The following is a 17062-nucleotide window of genomic DNA, read 5'->3' on the forward strand; positions in this document are numbered from 1 at the left end:
GCTAAATTCTTAGGGGCTTCCTTGGCGGTTTGGAGGCTGGTTACGCGTGCGACAGAGATGTTTCAGGCGGGTGTTGACTGCCTTTTACCTAACCGTCCTGTTTCAAATTTCGGGCATATGACAGTTTTGAGAAACCCGTCGTAAAACGCAGGTGCGCGCCTACTTGTGTGCTCTCTTCCGTCACCGTCACGCTCGACGTTGAAGGGACGAGGCCACCCACACTTTCAGTTCGTCAGGTCCAATCGCATGGCGATGCCGTCTTCGAGTGGATTCTTGAAATATCCCCTCAAGCGGTCCAGGACGATAAAACCTGAGCGTTCGTAGAGGCGTCGTGCAGCTTCATTCGACTCGCGAACTTCAAGGAACACGTAGTCCGCTCCAGCTTCACGTGCGCGAGATACCAGCAGGTCGAGGATCTGTTTACCCAGGCCCTGGCCTCGTACATGGGGGAAAACGCCGATTGTCATAATGTCGGCGCCATCGCCCACCACTTTCACTCCCCCGTAGCCGACAACCTGCAGGTCAGGGCCATCTGGGAGGGCCGCCAGGTAGTAGGTGGAAAACGGGGAGGCCAGCTCGTCGGCGATCATTCCCCACGTCCATGGGTCCTCCGGGAAAAGAGCTTCTTCAAGCGCAACCAGGATCTCTTCATCCCCCGGCTTTGCCTGATGGATCTCAACCGGAACGCCGGTCACATGCGCTCCATCGGCTGGCCGTGAATCTCGGGACGGCGCAGGTAGAGCGGCTCGGTGCCGAGGCGATCTTCTTCACCCTTGGCCAAACGAGCAGAAACAATACGCGACAGAACTGCCGGATCTCCATCAACGATCGGCCCCTTACCCGCGAGGGCAAGGCAGTCGACGGAGTGAGCGGGAAGTTCACCCGCGCTGATGATCAGACCGTCCGCATCACGCATCGAGTTGAGCAGGCTCTGAGCCGTGCCGACCTCAAGGCGGCCGATCAGACGCACATCATCGGCACCTTCTGCGACGTAGTGTCCCCAGTACAGTTCCTTACGGCGCGCATCAGAAACGGCGTACACGTGGGTGTCCGGGGGAAGCAAGTCGAGTGCCTGGCGGGCAATGACATCCAAGCTTGAGGCTCCGTAGACGGGCACGCCTGCCGCGAGCGCAAACACTCGCGCGGAGACGAGGCCCGCGCGCAGACCGGTAAACGGTGCAGGACCCGTACCAACCAACACGCGTTCAATACCAGCGTCCTTCGCCTCGACCGGCAGACCGGCTTGACCGAGTGTCTCGCGGACAAGCTCGGTGATCGATTCAGCGTGGTGACGCGTTGATTCGTTGTGAGCGTGTCCCACCACGGTTCCGTCTTTCAAGACGGAAACGATCGTGGCGGCGGAGGTATCAAGGCTCAGTTCAATCACAGGGGTAATCCTACTCGTCGGATCAGCGAGTCACGATGTGAGCTTCGGGAGCGGGCGATCCCAAGAAACGCGGGGCTTGCCAATCAGTCTTCGTCCAAGGTGGCAATCAGTTCGCTGGCGCGTGCCATGACTGCTTCGAGAACGCCGTCCCAGCGGTTGCCGTGCGGGTGGAGCGTAATGGTGCGCTCGCCGTCATCCATCGTTTCAAGGTCGATCGCGTCTCCGTCGTGGGCAGCTTCACCACCGGTCTTGCGCGTGACATCAATTTCGAGGCGCTCATCAGACAGGGCTTCCGTCTTACCTTCGCCCCATTCGACGACGGTCACGGACTCTGCCAGAGAAGAATCGAGGTCCAGGGTTTCGAGGTCTTCGAGGTCGCGGATGCGATAGGCGTCGGCGTGGATCAAGTCAGGACCGTCACCGAGGTTCGGGTGAACGCGGGCCACGATGAACGTCGGGGATGCCACACGGCCTCGTACCCCGATTCCTTCACCCACGCCTTGAGTGAACGTCGTCTTACCCGCGCCCAAACCGCCACGCAACATGATGAGATCGCCGGCGCGCAGGTTTTCACCCAAGGCGCGCCCGAGGCACCGCGTTTCATCAGCGGAAGCAGACACCAACGACTGGGGTTCAGCGGTCATGAACAGTTCTCCTCACGTCGAGCCGCGCCAATATAGAGGCGCGGGATGCGTTCGCCCAAGCGGGCAACGATTTCGTAGTTGATGGTGCCGGCTTGGCTTGCCCATTCGTCAGCCAGTGGCGCACCGGTGGCCGGGTCACCGAAAAGGATGACGCCGTCTCCAACCTGTGCGGGCGCATTCTCGGTGCGGCCAGTCGGCAGACCCGCCTCCCCCGATGCTGGGCCAAGGTCGATGATGAACTGATCCATACACACTCGGCCTACAATATGCGTGCGAATCGGACCCCTATCCGTGTTAACAAGGACGGGAGCGCCGTTCGATCCGGCGCGCAGAATACCGTCGGCATATCCGAGGGGCACCAGACCAACCCAGCGCCTCGAGGGCGAACGCCACGTGCCACCATATGAAGCGGGGGTGTCCTCTTCGATTACTTTGACGCTGGTCAGTGGCGCTTGCAGGGTCATCGCGGGACGCAACCCCAAGTCAGATGCGGACGCCACGGCGGAGTTGGGGCTCAGTCCGTACATACCGATGCCGGCGCGCACCATGTCGTAGTGCGCTTCGGGATGCCAGAGGATGCCTGATGTGGCACTCAGGTGGCGAAGTTCCGGCCTAATTCCAGCCTGCGCCAGAATTGTGCAACCGGCCTCGAAAATGTGGACATGCGAGGCGGTCGATGCATTGCCCTCGTCGCTGGGGTCGTCCGCGCGCGACAGGTGACTCCACGCGCCGATCACCTCAACAAGACCCTCGTCGCGGGCCATCCGCACTGCCGAAGCAAGCGCCGGCAGATCCGCAAGCGTCGAACCCGCGCGCGACATGCCCGTATCGATCTTCACGTGAATGCGCGCCTTCTTACCCGTTTCGCGTGCAGCCGCGCAGATCTGGGCCAGCACCCAGGTCCAGGACACCGACAGATCCAAGTCTGCTTCGAGCGCCTGCGCCCAGTCAGCTCCCGAGGGGGCGATCCACGTCAGAATCGGCGCTTTCTCACGTGCTATTCCAGCTTCGTCGAGCGCGTATCGCAGAGTGAGTGCTTCACCGAGTTGCGCGACACCGAGCCACGAAGCTCCTGCCTCAAGCGCAGTCATCGCAACGGGAAGAATTCCATGCCCGTAGGCATCTGCCTTGACAACTGCCATCTGAATGGCCGTCGGCGCAGATTGTTTCAGCACCGCCAGATTGTCGGCAATGGCGCTGAGGTCAACGACAGCGCGCGCCGGGTACTGGGCGAAAGCGGAAGACTCTTCGTTCATCACGCTTCTAGTATCGCACCGGTGAACAAGCGCGCGTTACGGAGGGTCATCATTGTTGCGTTCACCTTCAGATTCACGCGTCTCCCACCGCGCTTGTTCACCGTTTACTCGTCAAACAACACCGCGCTTGTTCACCGTTTACTCGTCAAACAGCACTGCGCTTGTTCAAGAAAACAGCTCGTCAGCACCAATTTGTTGAAACGGAGCACTGAACAAGCGCGGTAAAAATCAGGCGAGCAACTCCCCGATCACGCTCGACACGCATTTTGCAATCTGGATTGCGGTCACCGGGCCACCACTCACACTCACCTTCGACGCAGCGCGTTCGCCAGCACGCGCGTGAACAAGCGCGCCCGCAGCCAGAGCTTCAACAAGCGAAGTAGTTGATGAGCCTCGTTCACTCTTCGCACCCCACTGTGCCGCAAAGCCTGCGAGCAGGCCCGCCAGCACATCGCCACTTCCTGCGACTCCGGCCCAGCCACTCCCTCGCGGAACAATAACGATTTCGCCTTGCGGTGTTGAAAGAATGCACGAGGCCCCTTTCAGCAGCACATTTGCTCCACTGAGCTTCGCAAGAAGACGTGCGGCCTCTACCGGGCACTGCTCAACCCACCAGCGAGGGCGCTTCTGGCCCCATTGGCTGAACATAGCCTCGGCTTCGCCTGCGTGAGGCGTGAGGAGCACCCGCTCCAATCCTCCCACCGTCGCCATTTCTCGGACAAAGGACAGCGCACCCGCATCAACAATCAGGGGAAGATGCGAGGCAACGCAGAACTTTGCCAGCTCGAGCGCGTTCACACGCGTATCATCATCCATTCCCGGACCAACCAGACCCGCCTGGATTCGACCACCGACACCAACGATCCCCGGCTCGAGCGTCAACACCAAGTCAAGGACTTGATCGGGCGCATCCAGACGCACCATGCCCACGCCGGAATAGCTGGCCCCCAGACAACTCAGAGCGCCTGCTCCGGGGTAGGTTTCTGAGCCGACTACCAAGCCTGCGACTCCGCGCGTGTACTTGTGGTCCGCCCAATCGGGGCGAATGACAGTGCGGGCAACATCTTGGTCGGTCACGACTCGAACATCTGATTCTTGGGCGTTAAAACCCAGCGGAACACACTGCAGAGTCCCCGTGTAATAGGCGGAGGGAGGAAGGACGAGTGGTGTCTTCAGCAATCCCATAGTGACGGTCGTTGTCGCAGACACTACTGGCCCAGTCACTTCCCCATCATCTGAGAACTGCCCGGAAGGCACGTCGACCGCGACGACCTTCACTCCCCGCGCTTGTTGAAGCTGGACAAGCTCCTCGATGAACGAGCGCGTCGGTTCCCGAAGCTCGCCTGACGCGCCAATTCCAAGAATTCCATCGATCCAGATAGGAGCTTCCAAAGCCGTAGCAATGTTTGAAATGTCAGTGAGCGCCCACAACTTCGACCGCGCTTGTTCACCGTCAGCGCCACCGGCTGGATCCTGCTGATCGGCAAGCTTTTCCTGAACAAGCGCGTAAGCATCAAGAATCTGCACACCTGCCTCAAGCGCAACTGATCGGCCTCGTGAATGAGACTTCGGAGCAAGAAGCAGAGCCGAGCAGGAAAACCCCTGTTCAGCTAGGTAGGCGAGCGCATACAGGGCATCGCCTCCGTTGTCCCCGCCTCCAACAAGCGCGCACACGCGAGGAAGCGTCAGACAATCATCGCTTTCAACGCATCCGGGTGAAAAGGCGGGTGAACGGTGAACAAGCGCGGTATCGCCGCGGTGAACAAGCGCGGTCACGGCTTCAGCTACTGCGTGTGCCGCTCGCTTCATTAACCAATCCGGATCGCCATCTCCAGCTTCTGTGTGGCGCGCTAAAAAGTCAGCCTCAATGGCACGCGCAGTCGCGCGATCGTTCACGAAGATCATGCAGTGATAGTGTCACCCCTTTGGGCACGCATCAACCTATTGCGCGGATTGTCGCGGTTTCTTCACTCTCAGGGGTTGGTGCCGCACGGTGAACAAGCGCGGTCGTATACACCCCAAACGGTGAACAAGCGCGGTGGTATAAGACCGGGGGATGTGCGCCAAGGCGCGGACGAAAAGGCCTCAGGCGGCGTCGAGCCCCTTAGCGACCCCCGCAAGCACCGCGCCGACGATAACCAGCGCAACACCAATGACAGTCCAACGCAGTTCGCGACCCGCGCGGTGCTCACCCAGCCAGAGGATACCGAGAGGAGTCGAAATCAGAATGCCCAGCTGCGACAGAGTGAAACCGGTCGCGACACCGACGCGTCCAGCGCCGACCTGGAGTAGGACGACGGCGGCACCCCACATCAGGCCGAGTGCCGTCATTTGCGCCATTGGGAGACTCACTAGCGTCGGAGCCTCGTCCCCCTTCCGGCGCGCGTCAACGGCGTACGCGATCAGGGCAACAAGGAAGTAGCCCGTCGCCTGCGGCAACAGGATCGAGGGACCATCCAGCCCAAAGGCACGACCGATCAACACGTAACTCGAAAAAGCGAAGGTCGACGTCATCAGCAAACGCGTTCCGCGCGCCCAATCCAGGTTCTTCGTATCGGAGCCTTCCTCGGTGCGTGAGACGAACCAAATACCCAGAATGAGGACGATAATCGCAGTCGCACCGACCGGGAGCGCCCCACCGTGACGCCATTCGCCGAACAGAAGAACACCACCCAGCGAGATCGCTGCCAACTGCCCGCCCGTCGACACCGGCATCGTGCGCGAAACACCCAGCACGTTGAAAGCAGCGACCTGGTCCACCAGACCCCAGCCGACAATCAATCCGGTAACAAAAGCGACGATCACATCGCGCACATTCCACTGAACCCCAAGGAAGGGCGTGACTGCGAGCGCAAAAATAAAACCACCCATCGTCAAACCGAGAACACGCTGCTGGTCAGTTGTCTTGACCGCGCCGGTGATGGTGGTTTGAAGGCCAAACAAAATCGATGGAACGAGCGCCCAGAGAATGTCGATCACGATAATCTCAATCCTGTTTTTGGTGTACGAGGCCGGGCTCGCATACTCGGTCAACAAGCGGATACAGCCCGATGGTAGTGGGATTTGTCCCACGAAAGCGAAAACGTCCGCACAAAACGAATCCTGCGTCTGCCACGACGTGTGGCAGACGCAGGAAAAGTCCAGTCAGGGATGCTTACTCAACGGTCACAGACTTAGCGAGGTTGCGTGGTTGATCGACGTCAAGGCCCTTCACGGTTGCAAGTTCGCAGGCGAAGATCTGCAGTGGGACAACCGTCAACAGGGGTGCGTACAGCGTCGGAATCGGAGGAATCCTGAACACGATTTCAGCGAATTCGTCGACGGAGGTGTCGCCTTCTTCAGCGATGACGATGGTCTTTGCACCGCGAGCGCGAACTTCCTGAATGTTTGCCAGAACCTTGTTGTGCAGTTCGGGACGACGCGGGGTCGGAACAACGATGATGACTGGCTGGCCTTCGTCGACCAGTGCGATCGGGCCGTGCTTGAGTTCGCCGGCCGCGAAGCCTTCTGCGTGGATGTAGCAGATTTCCTTGAGCTTCAAGGCGCCTTCAAGGGCAACCGGGTATCCGACGTGGCGACCGAGGTAGATGACGGACGTCGCGTGTTTCATGGTGCGAGCAAACTGTCGGACAGTCTCGCCCTGATCGAGGATCTTCTGGATCTTCGCCGGTGCTTCAGCCAGCTTTTCCATGTAGTCGATGATCTCGTCGGAGTACTTGTTGCCACGAACTTGGGCAAGGTACAGGCCAAGGATGAAGCAGGCGGTGACCTGAGACGTGAACGCCTTGGTGGAGGCGACAGCGATTTCCGGGCCCGCGTGGGTCAGCAGAACAGCGTCGGACTCACGCGAAATAGTCGAGCCCGGAGTATTCACGATCGCCACGACCTTCGCGCCCTGCTCGCGAGCGTGACGGATCGCCTGGATCGTGTCCATGGTTTCACCGGACTGCGAGATGGCCACGACCAGTGTTTTTTCGGTGACGACCGGGTCGCGGTAGCGGAACTCAGAGGAAAGCTCGACCTCGACGGGGATACGGCACCAGTGTTCGATCGCGTACTTGGCGACCTGACCGGCGTAGGACGCGGTACCGCAACCGATCATGACGATCTTGTCGACGCCACGCAGAATGTACTCGGGGATACGGACCTCGTCGAGTGCAAGGTGACCGGTGGAATCGATACGGTCTTCCAAGGTTTCGCGAACACCACGGGGCTGTTCGTGAATTTCCTTTTCCATGAAGGTCGGCCAGCCGTCCTTCGTCGCGCGATCCGAAGTGAAGTCAACTTCGTATTCCTTGAGCGGAACAACATTCCCATCATGGCCAAGAACAGTCACGCCACGAGCCGTGACAATGGCCATCTGATCCTGATCGATCTCGACAGCGCGGTTCGTGTGCTCAATGAATGCCAAAACGTCAGAACCGAGGAAGTTTTCGCCGTCACCCAAACCAACGACCAGAGGCGAAGAACGGCGTGCCGCAAGAATAACCTCCGGCGCATCGGCTGAAACGAGTAGCAGCGTGAATGTGCCCTGCAGGCGCTCAGTAACAGCGCGCATCGCAGCAATCAGGCGACGAACAGTATCTTCGCCAGCGTGCACTCCGGCAAGAGAGCCGCCCCACTGCCCAGCGGTCCCGGCCTCGTACATCTTGGCAATCAGGTGGACGACAACCTCAGTATCCGTATCGGACGCAAAAGTGACGCCATCGGCGCGAAGTTCGGCGCGCAACGCGTCAGCATTTTCGATGATGCCATTGTGTACCAGAGCGAAACGACCGTCTGCGGACGAATGCGGGTGAGCATTCGCAACAGTCGGACGACCGTGCGTCGCCCAACGAGTATGACCGATCGCAGCGAAAGCATCGGCAGGCTTGAGGACCTCGATCTTGTCAGCAAGGTTCGCGAGCTTACCGACCGCGCGAATCACCTCCAGGCCGTCCGGAGTTGACAGAGCCAAACCGGCAGAGTCGTATCCTCGGTATTCCAGGCGAGCGAGGCCCCCCATGACGACCTCACGCGAATGAGCCGAAGGGGCACAACCAATATGTCCAACAATTCCACACATGCAAGCAATTCCAGCACATCGAGCGGAGTTGCGCTCGTCGCCTTGCCCATGTCCGACAGATACCCGCCATTCTTCACACTTTTGCCTCAAAGGTGCATTCGAACAAGCGAGTGCGAGACAATGCCATCGTGACTTCCCACAACGCACACGCCTACTCTGCGATCTCCCCTTTTACGCGCATTGAACGCGCCGATTGGGATAGGTTGGTCGACCACACTCCCCTGCCGTTGACGCAAGAAGACATCACCAGGATCGCTTCCTTGGGCGACCCCATCGACATGAGCGAAGTCGACGCGATTTATCGCCCTTTGTCTGCGCTCCTTCAGCTGTACGTTGACGGCAGGCGACGCACCGCCCGCGAACGCGCCACCTTCCTGGGCGAGCAAACGCCCACACCCACCCCTTTCGTCATCGGAATTGCCGGCTCAGTTGCCGTTGGAAAGTCAACCGTCGCCCGTCTTCTGCAACTTCTGCTCCAGCGTTGGGAGCACACCCCGCGCGTCGACCTGGTGACAACCGACGGCTTCCTCTATCCGAACGCCGTGCTCGAAGAAAAGGGCATCATGGCACGCAAGGGCTTCCCGGAGTCCTACGACCGTCAGGCTCTGCTGAATTTCTTGGCCGCCGTGAAGTCGGGGGCGGGCGACGTCACTGCTCCCGTGTACTCGCATGTCATCTACGACGTTGTCCCGGGCAAAATCCTCCACATTGAGGCTCCCGACATTCTGATCGTCGAGGGAGTGAACGTTCTGCAACCCCCGCGCCTCCACCCTGGGGCGCTCGGTGTTTCCGTGTCTGACTACTTCGACTTCTCGATCTACGTCGATGCTGAAGAATCCGACATCGAGCAGTGGTATGTCGACCGGTTCCTCACTCTTCGCCAAACTGCCTTCTCGCGTGAAGATTCCTTCTTCCGCACTTACGCCAGTTTGACGGACACGGAGGCCGAAGCGACAGCGCGCATGGTCTGGTCGGCAATTAACTTGCCAAACCTGCGTGAAAACATCGCTCCCACTCGCGAACGCGCCACGATGATCTTCCACAAAGACCAGGATCACCGCGTCGATTCGTTGCTACTGCGTAAGGACTAGCGACCGCCTTTCCCAGTTCGTGTCAGGGGCGACGAGGTCCCTTCTGAGACGCTGAACGCCTCTGGTGGTGAAGACAAAGCTCAACGGGCTCAGTAGAGGATTCCCCTACCGAGCCCGTTGATTGTCTCAGTCACGCCCCTCAGCGGATGCCTCGTATCAGATCGCCAAGTTTTCCTTCACCACGTCAGCGAGTGAGGCTGCGACTAAATCAGCCTGTTCCTGGGTGGCGGCCTCAACCATGACGCGCACCAACGGCTCGGTGCCCGACGGGCGAAGAAGAACACGACCGGTATCGCCGAGCTGTGCTTCAGCAGCCTTGACAGCCACCGCAACAGCTTCGTTCGTCGCTGCACTGCTACGGTCAACCCCGCCCACATTGATGAGTGTCTGGGGTAAGCGCTCAACGAACGCAGTCAGATCCGCCAGGGAGCGACCGGATTCCTTCACCATGCGAGCAACCAGCAGGGACGACAGGATGCCATCACCCGTCGTTGCATGGTCGAGATCAATAATGTGGCCGGACTGTTCGCCGCCCAGCACATAGTTGGAGGCGCGCATTTCTTCGAGCACGTAACGGTCGCCGACTGCGGTCTGAACCGTCTTAATACCTTTGTCACGCATCGCGAGAATCAGACCGAGGTTCGACATCACGGTCACGACAAGGGTGTCTCCCTTGAGCTTGCCACGCTCACGCGCATCCACCGCGAGTGCGCCCATGATCTTGTCACCGTCGATCAGGTTGCCTTCAGCATCGACTGCCAAGCAACGGTCTGCGTCACCATCGTAAGCGACACCGAAGTCTGCTTTGTGCTCGACGACGGCCTTCTGCAGGCCTTCAGGGTGGGTTGAACCAGCATTGAGGTTGATATTGCGACCGTCAGGTTCAGCGTTGATCACGATGACCTCGGCACCCGCTTCACGTAGCGTTAGCGGACCGAGCTCGAAGGCGGCACCATTAGCGCAGTCAACGACGATTGTCAGACCATTCAAGTCCGTGTTCACAGACTTCACCACATGGTCAACGTACAGGCGCTTCGCCTGCTCATGTTGTTCGTCGACCTCGCCGACACCGTCGCCGGTCGGGCGATCCCACTCGGTTCCGATCAGTGCTTCAATCTCATCTTCAACCGCGTCGGGGAGCTTGTAGCCACCCTGCGCGAAGAACTTAATGCCGTTGTCAGGCATCGGGTTGTGTGACGCCGAGATCATGACACCCAAGTCAATGTCGTCCTGCGAAGCAGTCAGGTAGGCAACGGTCGGAGTCGTCACAACGCCAAGAAGAGTCACGTCCATGCCTGCGCTTGCAAGCCCGGCAGCCAGAGCGTGCTCAAGGAACTCACCCGAAATGCGCGTATCTCGACCAATGACGACACGCGCTTTCGTCCCGTCACTGCGGAGCGCACCAAAGTAGCGAGCAGCAGCTTCACCGATCTTCAGCGCCAGGTCAGCCGTAATATCAACATTCGCGAGGCCACGGACACCGTCGGTGCCAAACATTCGTGCCATTTTAGTTCCTTCATTCACGCCGGCATCGCGCCGGAAAGCGTTGTGTCAGTTGTCCCTAGCGTACCCGTGGCCCCGGCGAGTTCGGTTCTTCTGCGGCCCCGTCTGTCACTTTGCGAGAATTTCCACCCTCGCGTATTTCCGGTATCGCAAAGGACCACGAGGCCCGGATCCCGCTCTTCCCACCGCGCTTGTTCACCGCCAACACCGCAAAAGCAGCGCGCTTGTTCACCACTGGCACCCAAAAAGACCGCGCTCGTTCAGTGCGAGGCATCAACAAGTACGCGGCCTCGTCAATGAGAGACCACCCACACGCCAAAGCCGGACGCCGTGAACAAGCGCGGTAGGCGCCGAGTAGCACGATGCCCTAAAAACACTTGTGGCCCCGCTCCACAAGGAGCAGGGCCACAAGCCAAGAAAACGAAGGATCAGCGCTTCGAGAACTGCGAAGCCTTACGTGCCTTCTTGAGGCCTGCCTTCTTACGTTCGATGACGCGAGCGTCACGAGTCAGGAAGCCAGCCTTCTTGAGTGCCGGGCGGTTGGCATCGCGGTCGATCTCATTGAGAGCGCGCGAAATGCCGAGGCGCAGGGCGCCTGCCTGACCGGAGATGCCACCACCGTTGATACGGGCGACAACATCGAAACGGCCATCAAGGTCAAGAAGGACGAACGGGGACTTCACGAGCTGCTGGTGCAGCTTGTTCGGGAAGTAATCCTCGAGGGTGCGTCCGTTGATCTTCCATTCGCCGGTTCCGGGAACCAGACGAACACGGGCAACGGCCTCCTTGCGGCGACCAAGGCCCGCGCCGGGCGCGGTGATGGACTGGCCGGCACCTGCGGGCGCGGTTTCAGTCTCAGTGGTGTACGAGCTAGGGGCGTTCTCCTCATCCAGCTCGACGATTTCGGTGGTCTCAGCCACGGTTCTCCTCAGTGCTTATGTCGATTATTCAGTGGCACGAAGCTCACTGAGCAACCTGGGTGATCTCGTAGGGAACCGGCGACTGGCCGGCGTGGGGGTGCTCAGCACCGGCGTAAACATGCAGCTTCTTGAACTGCATACGGCCGAGGCTGGTGTGAGGAAGCATGCCGCGAACGGCCTTCTCAACCGCGCGCTCAGGCGACTTGGCCATGAGGTTACGGTAGGAGGTTGCGGTCAGACCACCGGGACGACCAGAGTGGCGGTAGGCCATCTTCTGTTCGAGCTTCTTACCGGTCAGAACGACCTTGTCCGCATTAATGATGATGACGTTGTCACCCATATCCATGTGAGGGGCGAACGTCGGCTTGTGCTTCCCACGAAGAATGGCGGCAACCTGAGCCGCCAGGCGGCCGAGGACGACGTCGGTGGCGTCAATGACGTACCACTTCTTGTCTGCGTCCCCAGGCTTGGGTGAATAGGTGCGCACGGGCGTAACCTTCAATTCTTATCAGTCATGGAGCGTCGATCCCCAATGCCAGGATCGCGCTCGCGATGTAACGGTTCGCGCGAGGCGTCAGTTGCAACTCAACGGCGAGTGGGAATACACCGAGGGCGCTAGCTAACGCACAGCGTCACCAAGTCTATCGGGCAGGATTGAGCCGGTCAAAGTTGCCGGGCCTTTGTGTCCGATTCCTCAGTTGCTACTGCCTACCCCCACCGCGCTTGTTCACCGTACGGGCAACCCCAAGAAAACCGTTTCGGTGATGATCCCGGCCTCGTGAATTGGTGAACTAGCATGCACGAACGCTGGCGCACCAAGGCAGACTGGGCCTAGCTCCCGTCGCCACAACACGAATCGCGACGCGACCGCGCTTGTTGAGCGCGCGAGGCCCACTGATCCGGCGCCGGATAGTCCACGCCCTCCAAAGTCAGTCCGTGCGCAGGAGCAATCGGCGCCGCGCTTGTTCGAGAGCAGGCTTGAAGCAGCTCATACGGCCAGTCGACGCTCCGGCGCCCCAGACCCACTTCAACAAGCGCGCCTACAAGCGAACGCACCATCGAGTGGCAGAACGCATCAGCGTCGACAAAACACTCAACAAGCGCGGACTCTGACGCGCCCTGTTGGGGAGTAAGCGCCCCCGAACGGTGAACAAGCGCCCCCGAACGGTGAACAAGCGCTGTCGAAGACGGCTTGAATTCCAGGCGCGTCAGCGTGCGAATCGTTGTGGCTCCTTCGCGTGGCCGGCAATACGACAGAAAATCATGCTCGCCAAGCAATGGGGCTGCTGCCCGATTCATCAAGTCAACATCTAGAGGTTGTTCAAGACTCAGAACATCAAAACGGCGGAGCGGATCGACTCCCCCGCTCATCAGCCGGTAGCAGTAATGACGTCCTAGAGCAGAAAAACGCGCATCAAAATCCGACGAAACAACATGCGCCTCGCGGATCACAACATCGGCCGTACCTTTGGGCGCATTCAGGGCGCGATCGCGCATCCACTGCCCATACGCGCGCGCAATCACACCGTTCAATCGGCGAACAAGCGCGTTCGCACAGGCCTCCGCAGTCGCTTCCGCCCCTCGAGGCGCGAGCTTTTCCCACCGCGCTTGTTCAACGTCGAAGTGGACCACTTGATGGCGCGCGTGCACTCCGGCATCCGTTCGCCCAGCGACCGTCAGCACAGTTGGGCACCGAAGTACGAGGCCTAAGCCAGCTTCAATTTCACCTTGCACGGTTCGTTGGCCTGGCTGGGAAGCCCACCCGTGGAAATTCGTCCCGTCGTAGCTGAGGTCAAGACGGATGCGAAGAGTGTGAGGTGCTTGAACAAGCGCAGCGGATTCTTCAACAAGCGCGACAGGTTCGTGAACAAGCGCGGTAAAAGCTAAGGGGTCGGAGTTGCTCATAGAGACCACGCGCGCACTCCCCCGATGATGCCTGCATCATTGGGCACGATGATGACATCGTCACCTAGGCGGGCGCGATGTCCGCTTGTAATCAGCTTCGAGTTGCCGCCTCCAAGGTAGAGACGGTCCCACATGTACATGGGACGAAGTCCATCGATGACGCGACGGACGCGACGCGACCAGTGTGCATCGCCAAGTCGTAGCCGTTCGTGTTCCCCGATGTAATCGTCGTAGGTCAGGCCCCAACGGACGAAGCCCTGCGACACTTCAACGTGAGGTGCCAGCACTCCGGAATCAAAGACTGCATTTCCGAGGCCCGTCCCCAGGGTGATGATCATTTCGAGCCCCGTACCGGTAATGACACCGGCTCCAGCAACCTCGGCGTCATTCAAAACCTTCGTGGGCAAGCCAAGCGCCCTTTCGATGCCTCCTCTCATGTCGAAATGGTCCCAACGTTCAACAAGTTCGGGAACCACTTTGGAGCGAGGGCCGGAGCGCGTGATGTAGTGCGGGGTAGCCACAACCACTCCGTGTCGGATCATTCCAGGCATTCCCATAGTCACACGGTCAGCTTGAGGGAGCTTGTTCGCCAGATCCTGCGCAACTTCGATCAAGAGCTCCGGCGGTAGCGGGTACGGCGTAGGCGTGCGAATCGCCGGTGCGATCATCGTGCCTCGTTCGTCAACGACGGAGCCTTTAATTCCGCCACCACCGCAGTCAATGGCGAGCGTCATGGGTTCAGACATGCCACCAACTCTAACGATCCACCGCGCTTGTTCACCGATTTAGTCCGAATTGTCGTCGATTCCCACCGCGCTTGTTCACCGATTTAGTCCGAATTGTCGTCGATTCCCACCGCGCTTGTTCACCGCCATGGGCCCGCCTGCATATGCCCGATAGTCGGCCTGAGCATGAACAAGCGTGGTCACAAAACACCCCAAACGCGAACAAGCACAGTCACAAAACACCCCAAACGCGAACAAGCACAGTCACAAAACACCCCAAACGTGAACAAGCAGAGCCACAAAAACACGCCACGCCTGAACAAGCGCGGTGGACGCAAACAAAAAGGTGGGGCCGGAAACGCATCAGCGTCTCCGACCCCACCTCAAAAGTGAGAGTCAATCACGGGCAAGCCCGCGACCTAGTCACTCAGCTTCAGATGCCTCAACCTCGGTCTCTTCAGACTTGGGGGCTTCCTCAACCTTTTCAGCAGGCTTTTCAGCTGCCTTGGCGGCAGTGTCTTCAGCCTTCTTCACAACAGCCTTCTTCTCGAGCTTCTCGAGAACGATTTCGATGCGCATGAGAGGAGCGTTGTCACCCTTACGGTTACCAACGCGGATGAGGCGGGTATAGCCACCCTGACGCTCAGAATCGATGGCCGGCGCGATCTCGTCGAAGAGCACGTAGAGCGCTTCCTTCGAGGTGATCTTCTTAGCAACCGTGCGACGAGCGTGCATGTCGCCACGCTTTGCCTTGGTCACGAGCTTCTCGAAGTAAGGCTGCAGAAGCTTAGCCTTAGCTTCGGTGGTCGTGAGTGCGCGGTGTTCGATGAGCTGAGTCGCGAGGTTCGACAGGATCAGCTTCTGGTGTGCCGGGCTTCCGCCCAGACGAGCACCCTTCTTGGGGGTGGGCATTGTGTCTCCTACGGATTAGGTGCGTCCATCGGACGCATAAGGGTCAGATGGACTGTTCGTCGCTGAACTGGACCGAACCAGACTCAGAGGCACCCGGGATCGGCATAACCGAATCCTTGAGTGTCATGCCGAGAGTGGCCAGAGATTCCTTGATCTCTTCGATCGACTTGGTGCCGAAGTTACGAATATCAAGAAGATCAGCCTCGGAGTGAGCGACAAGCTCGCCCACGGTGAGGATCCCACGACGACGCAGCGCGTTGTAAGAACGAGACTGCAGGTTCAGGCTTTCGATCGGCAGAGCAAGGTCTGCTGCGAGGGTTTCGTCGGTGGTCGACGGACCCACTTCGATGCCTTCTGCTTCCTCGTTCAGTTCGCGCATGAGGCCGAACAGTTCAACAAGGGTCTTACCAGCCGATGCAAGAGCATCACGCGGGGTGATCGCCGACTTGGTCTCCACGTCGATGACGAGGCGATCAAAGTCGGTACGCTGCTCAACACGAGTTGCCTCGACCTTGTAGGTGACCTTGACAACCGGCGAGTAGATCGAATCGATCGGAATCCGCGAGATTTCAGCCTGAGGATCCTTGTTCTGCGCCGCGGAAACGTAACCGCGTCCACGCTCAACGGTCAGTTCGATCTCGAGCTTGCCCTTGTCATTGAGGGTGGCAAGGTGAAGATCCGGATTGTGGATCTCAACGCCTGCCGGCGGGGTGATGTCGCCAGCGAGGACGACACCGGGGCCGGCCTTACGCAGGTACATCACGACGGGTTCATCCATCTCAGAGGAGAGGACGATCTGCTTGATGTTGAGGATGATCTCTGCGACATCCTCCTTCACACCTTCGATAGTGCGGAATTCGTGGGCAACGCCATCGATACGGATGGACGTAACCGCCGCACCCGGGATCGAAGAGAGCAGGGTACGACGCAGGGAATTACCCAGCGTGTAACCGAAGCCCGGTTCGAGGGGTTCGAGTGTGAAGCGTGAACGGTGTTCGCTGACTTTTTCCTCGGTGAGGATTGGTCGCTCTGCAATGAGCACGTCTTGGTCCTTTCTTCCCGGCGCCCGCCATATGACGCCGGACAGTGGATCCCACATGAGTGGGACGGAGGGTGTGAGCACGACCGAATGGTGTACTCAGACGTGGGGATGCGATGCCGGACGGCAAAGCATCCCGGTGCGACGAATCAGACGCGACGACGCTTCGGGGGGCGAGCGCCGTTGTGTGCCTGAGGGGTAACGTCCTGGATCGAGCCGACCTCGAGGCCAGCGGCCTGGAGGGAACGGATCGCGGTTTCACGGCCGGAGCCGGGCCCCTTAACGAAGACGTCGACCTTCTTCATGCCGTGTTCCTGGGCGCGACGCGCGGCCGCCTCTGCTGCAAGCTGCGCAGCGAAGGGGGTGGACTTACGCGAACCCTTGAAGCCGACCTGGCCAGACGAGGCCCAGGCGATAACGGCACCAGTGGTGTCGGTCAGGGAAACGATGGTGTTGTTAAACGTCGACTTGATGTACGCGTGACCGTGGGTGACGTTCTTGTTGAGCTTGCGGCGCGGCTTACGAGCAGCACCGGAGCGCGAAGTTTTTGCAGCTGCCATTGTGTTTAACAGTTCCTTCTTCAGTCGTATGAAGAACTATCCGCCGTAAAGGCTG

The 17062-nt window shown here is 59.4% G+C and carries 16 protein-coding genes; 1 reads left to right on the forward strand and 15 read right to left on the reverse strand.

All coding sequences use genetic code 11. The features are described from left to right. Positions 1–224 precede the first annotated feature (224 nt). From rimI to glmS, 7 genes are all read right to left on the reverse strand, one after another. Positions 225–695, reverse strand: a complete 471-nt coding sequence (rimI, locus tag HMPREF9241_RS06325) for a ribosomal protein S18-alanine N-acetyltransferase (protein ID WP_006681458.1) — start codon at positions 693–695, stop codon at positions 225–227. After that, on the reverse strand, positions 692–1387 hold the full coding sequence (gene tsaB / locus HMPREF9241_RS06330; RefSeq protein ID WP_006681459.1) for a tRNA (adenosine(37)-N6)-threonylcarbamoyltransferase complex dimerization subunit type 1 TsaB: 696 nt from the start codon (positions 1385–1387) through the stop codon (positions 692–694). Before tsaB ends, rimI begins: the two co-directional genes overlap by 4 nt. Before the next feature lie 83 nt (positions 1388–1470). Beyond that, entirely contained in the window at positions 1471–2031 is a 561-nt protein-coding gene (tsaE, locus tag HMPREF9241_RS06335) for a tRNA (adenosine(37)-N6)-threonylcarbamoyltransferase complex ATPase subunit type 1 TsaE (protein ID WP_006681460.1), read from the reverse strand. Next, positions 2028–3287, reverse strand: a complete 1260-nt coding sequence (alr, locus tag HMPREF9241_RS06340) for an alanine racemase (RefSeq protein WP_006681461.1) — start codon at positions 3285–3287, stop codon at positions 2028–2030. The genes tsaE and alr overlap by 4 nt, the downstream gene beginning before the upstream one ends. A gap of 228 nt (positions 3288–3515) precedes the next feature. After that, complete coding sequence (locus HMPREF9241_RS06345; protein ID WP_006681462.1) at positions 3516–5192, reverse strand: bifunctional ADP-dependent NAD(P)H-hydrate dehydratase/NAD(P)H-hydrate epimerase; 1677 nt, start codon at positions 5190–5192, stop codon at positions 3516–3518. 180 nt (positions 5193–5372) lie between these two features. Next, complete coding sequence (locus tag HMPREF9241_RS06350) at positions 5373–6266, reverse strand: GRP family sugar transporter (protein WP_006681463.1); 894 nt, start codon at positions 6264–6266, stop codon at positions 5373–5375. 175 nt (positions 6267–6441) lie between these two features. Further along, entirely contained in the window at positions 6442–8352 is a 1911-nt protein-coding gene (glmS, locus tag HMPREF9241_RS06355; RefSeq protein ID WP_040318575.1) for a glutamine--fructose-6-phosphate transaminase (isomerizing), read from the reverse strand. Positions 8353–8480: 128 nt separating this feature from the next. Here glmS and coaA point away from each other — a divergent pair, with 128 nt between their 5' ends. Next, positions 8481–9443, forward strand: coding sequence for a type I pantothenate kinase (coaA, locus tag HMPREF9241_RS06360; RefSeq protein ID WP_006681465.1), 963 nt, complete (start codon positions 8481–8483; stop codon positions 9441–9443). 156 nt (positions 9444–9599) lie between these two features. On the opposite strand, the gene glmM is transcribed toward coaA, so the two are convergent. From glmM to rpsK, 8 genes are all read right to left on the reverse strand, one after another. Further along, on the reverse strand, positions 9600–10949 hold the full coding sequence (gene glmM, locus HMPREF9241_RS06365; RefSeq protein WP_006681466.1) for a phosphoglucosamine mutase: 1350 nt from the start codon (positions 10947–10949) through the stop codon (positions 9600–9602). Between the two features lie 425 nt (positions 10950–11374). Next, positions 11375–11866 (reverse strand): 30S ribosomal protein S9, encoded by a 492-nt coding sequence (rpsI, locus tag HMPREF9241_RS06370; RefSeq protein WP_006681467.1) that lies wholly within the window; start codon positions 11864–11866, stop codon positions 11375–11377. A gap of 43 nt (positions 11867–11909) precedes the next feature. After that, positions 11910–12353 (reverse strand): 50S ribosomal protein L13, encoded by a 444-nt coding sequence (rplM, locus tag HMPREF9241_RS06375; RefSeq protein ID WP_006681468.1) that lies wholly within the window; start codon positions 12351–12353, stop codon positions 11910–11912. A 344-nt stretch (positions 12354–12697) separates the two neighbouring features. Continuing rightward, positions 12698–13780 (reverse strand): tRNA pseudouridine synthase A, encoded by a 1083-nt coding sequence (locus tag HMPREF9241_RS06380; RefSeq protein ID WP_006681469.1) that lies wholly within the window; start codon positions 13778–13780, stop codon positions 12698–12700. After that, positions 13768–14517, reverse strand: a complete 750-nt coding sequence (locus HMPREF9241_RS06385; protein WP_006681470.1) for an ROK family protein — start codon at positions 14515–14517, stop codon at positions 13768–13770. Before HMPREF9241_RS06385 ends, HMPREF9241_RS06380 begins: the two co-directional genes overlap by 13 nt. Before the next feature lie 402 nt (positions 14518–14919). Beyond that, complete coding sequence (gene rplQ, locus HMPREF9241_RS06390; protein ID WP_006681471.1) at positions 14920–15408, reverse strand: 50S ribosomal protein L17; 489 nt, start codon at positions 15406–15408, stop codon at positions 14920–14922. 43 nt (positions 15409–15451) lie between these two features. Continuing rightward, positions 15452–16450, reverse strand: a complete 999-nt coding sequence (locus tag HMPREF9241_RS06395; protein WP_006681472.1) for a DNA-directed RNA polymerase subunit alpha — start codon at positions 16448–16450, stop codon at positions 15452–15454. A gap of 146 nt (positions 16451–16596) precedes the next feature. Beyond that, positions 16597–17007, reverse strand: coding sequence for a 30S ribosomal protein S11 (rpsK, locus tag HMPREF9241_RS06400; protein ID WP_006681473.1), 411 nt, complete (start codon positions 17005–17007; stop codon positions 16597–16599). Positions 17008–17062: the final 55 nt, after the last annotated feature.

Source organism: Schaalia turicensis ACS-279-V-Col4 (assembly GCF_000296505.1).
Lineage (GTDB): Bacteria > Actinomycetota > Actinomycetes > Actinomycetales > Actinomycetaceae > Pauljensenia > Pauljensenia turicensis_A.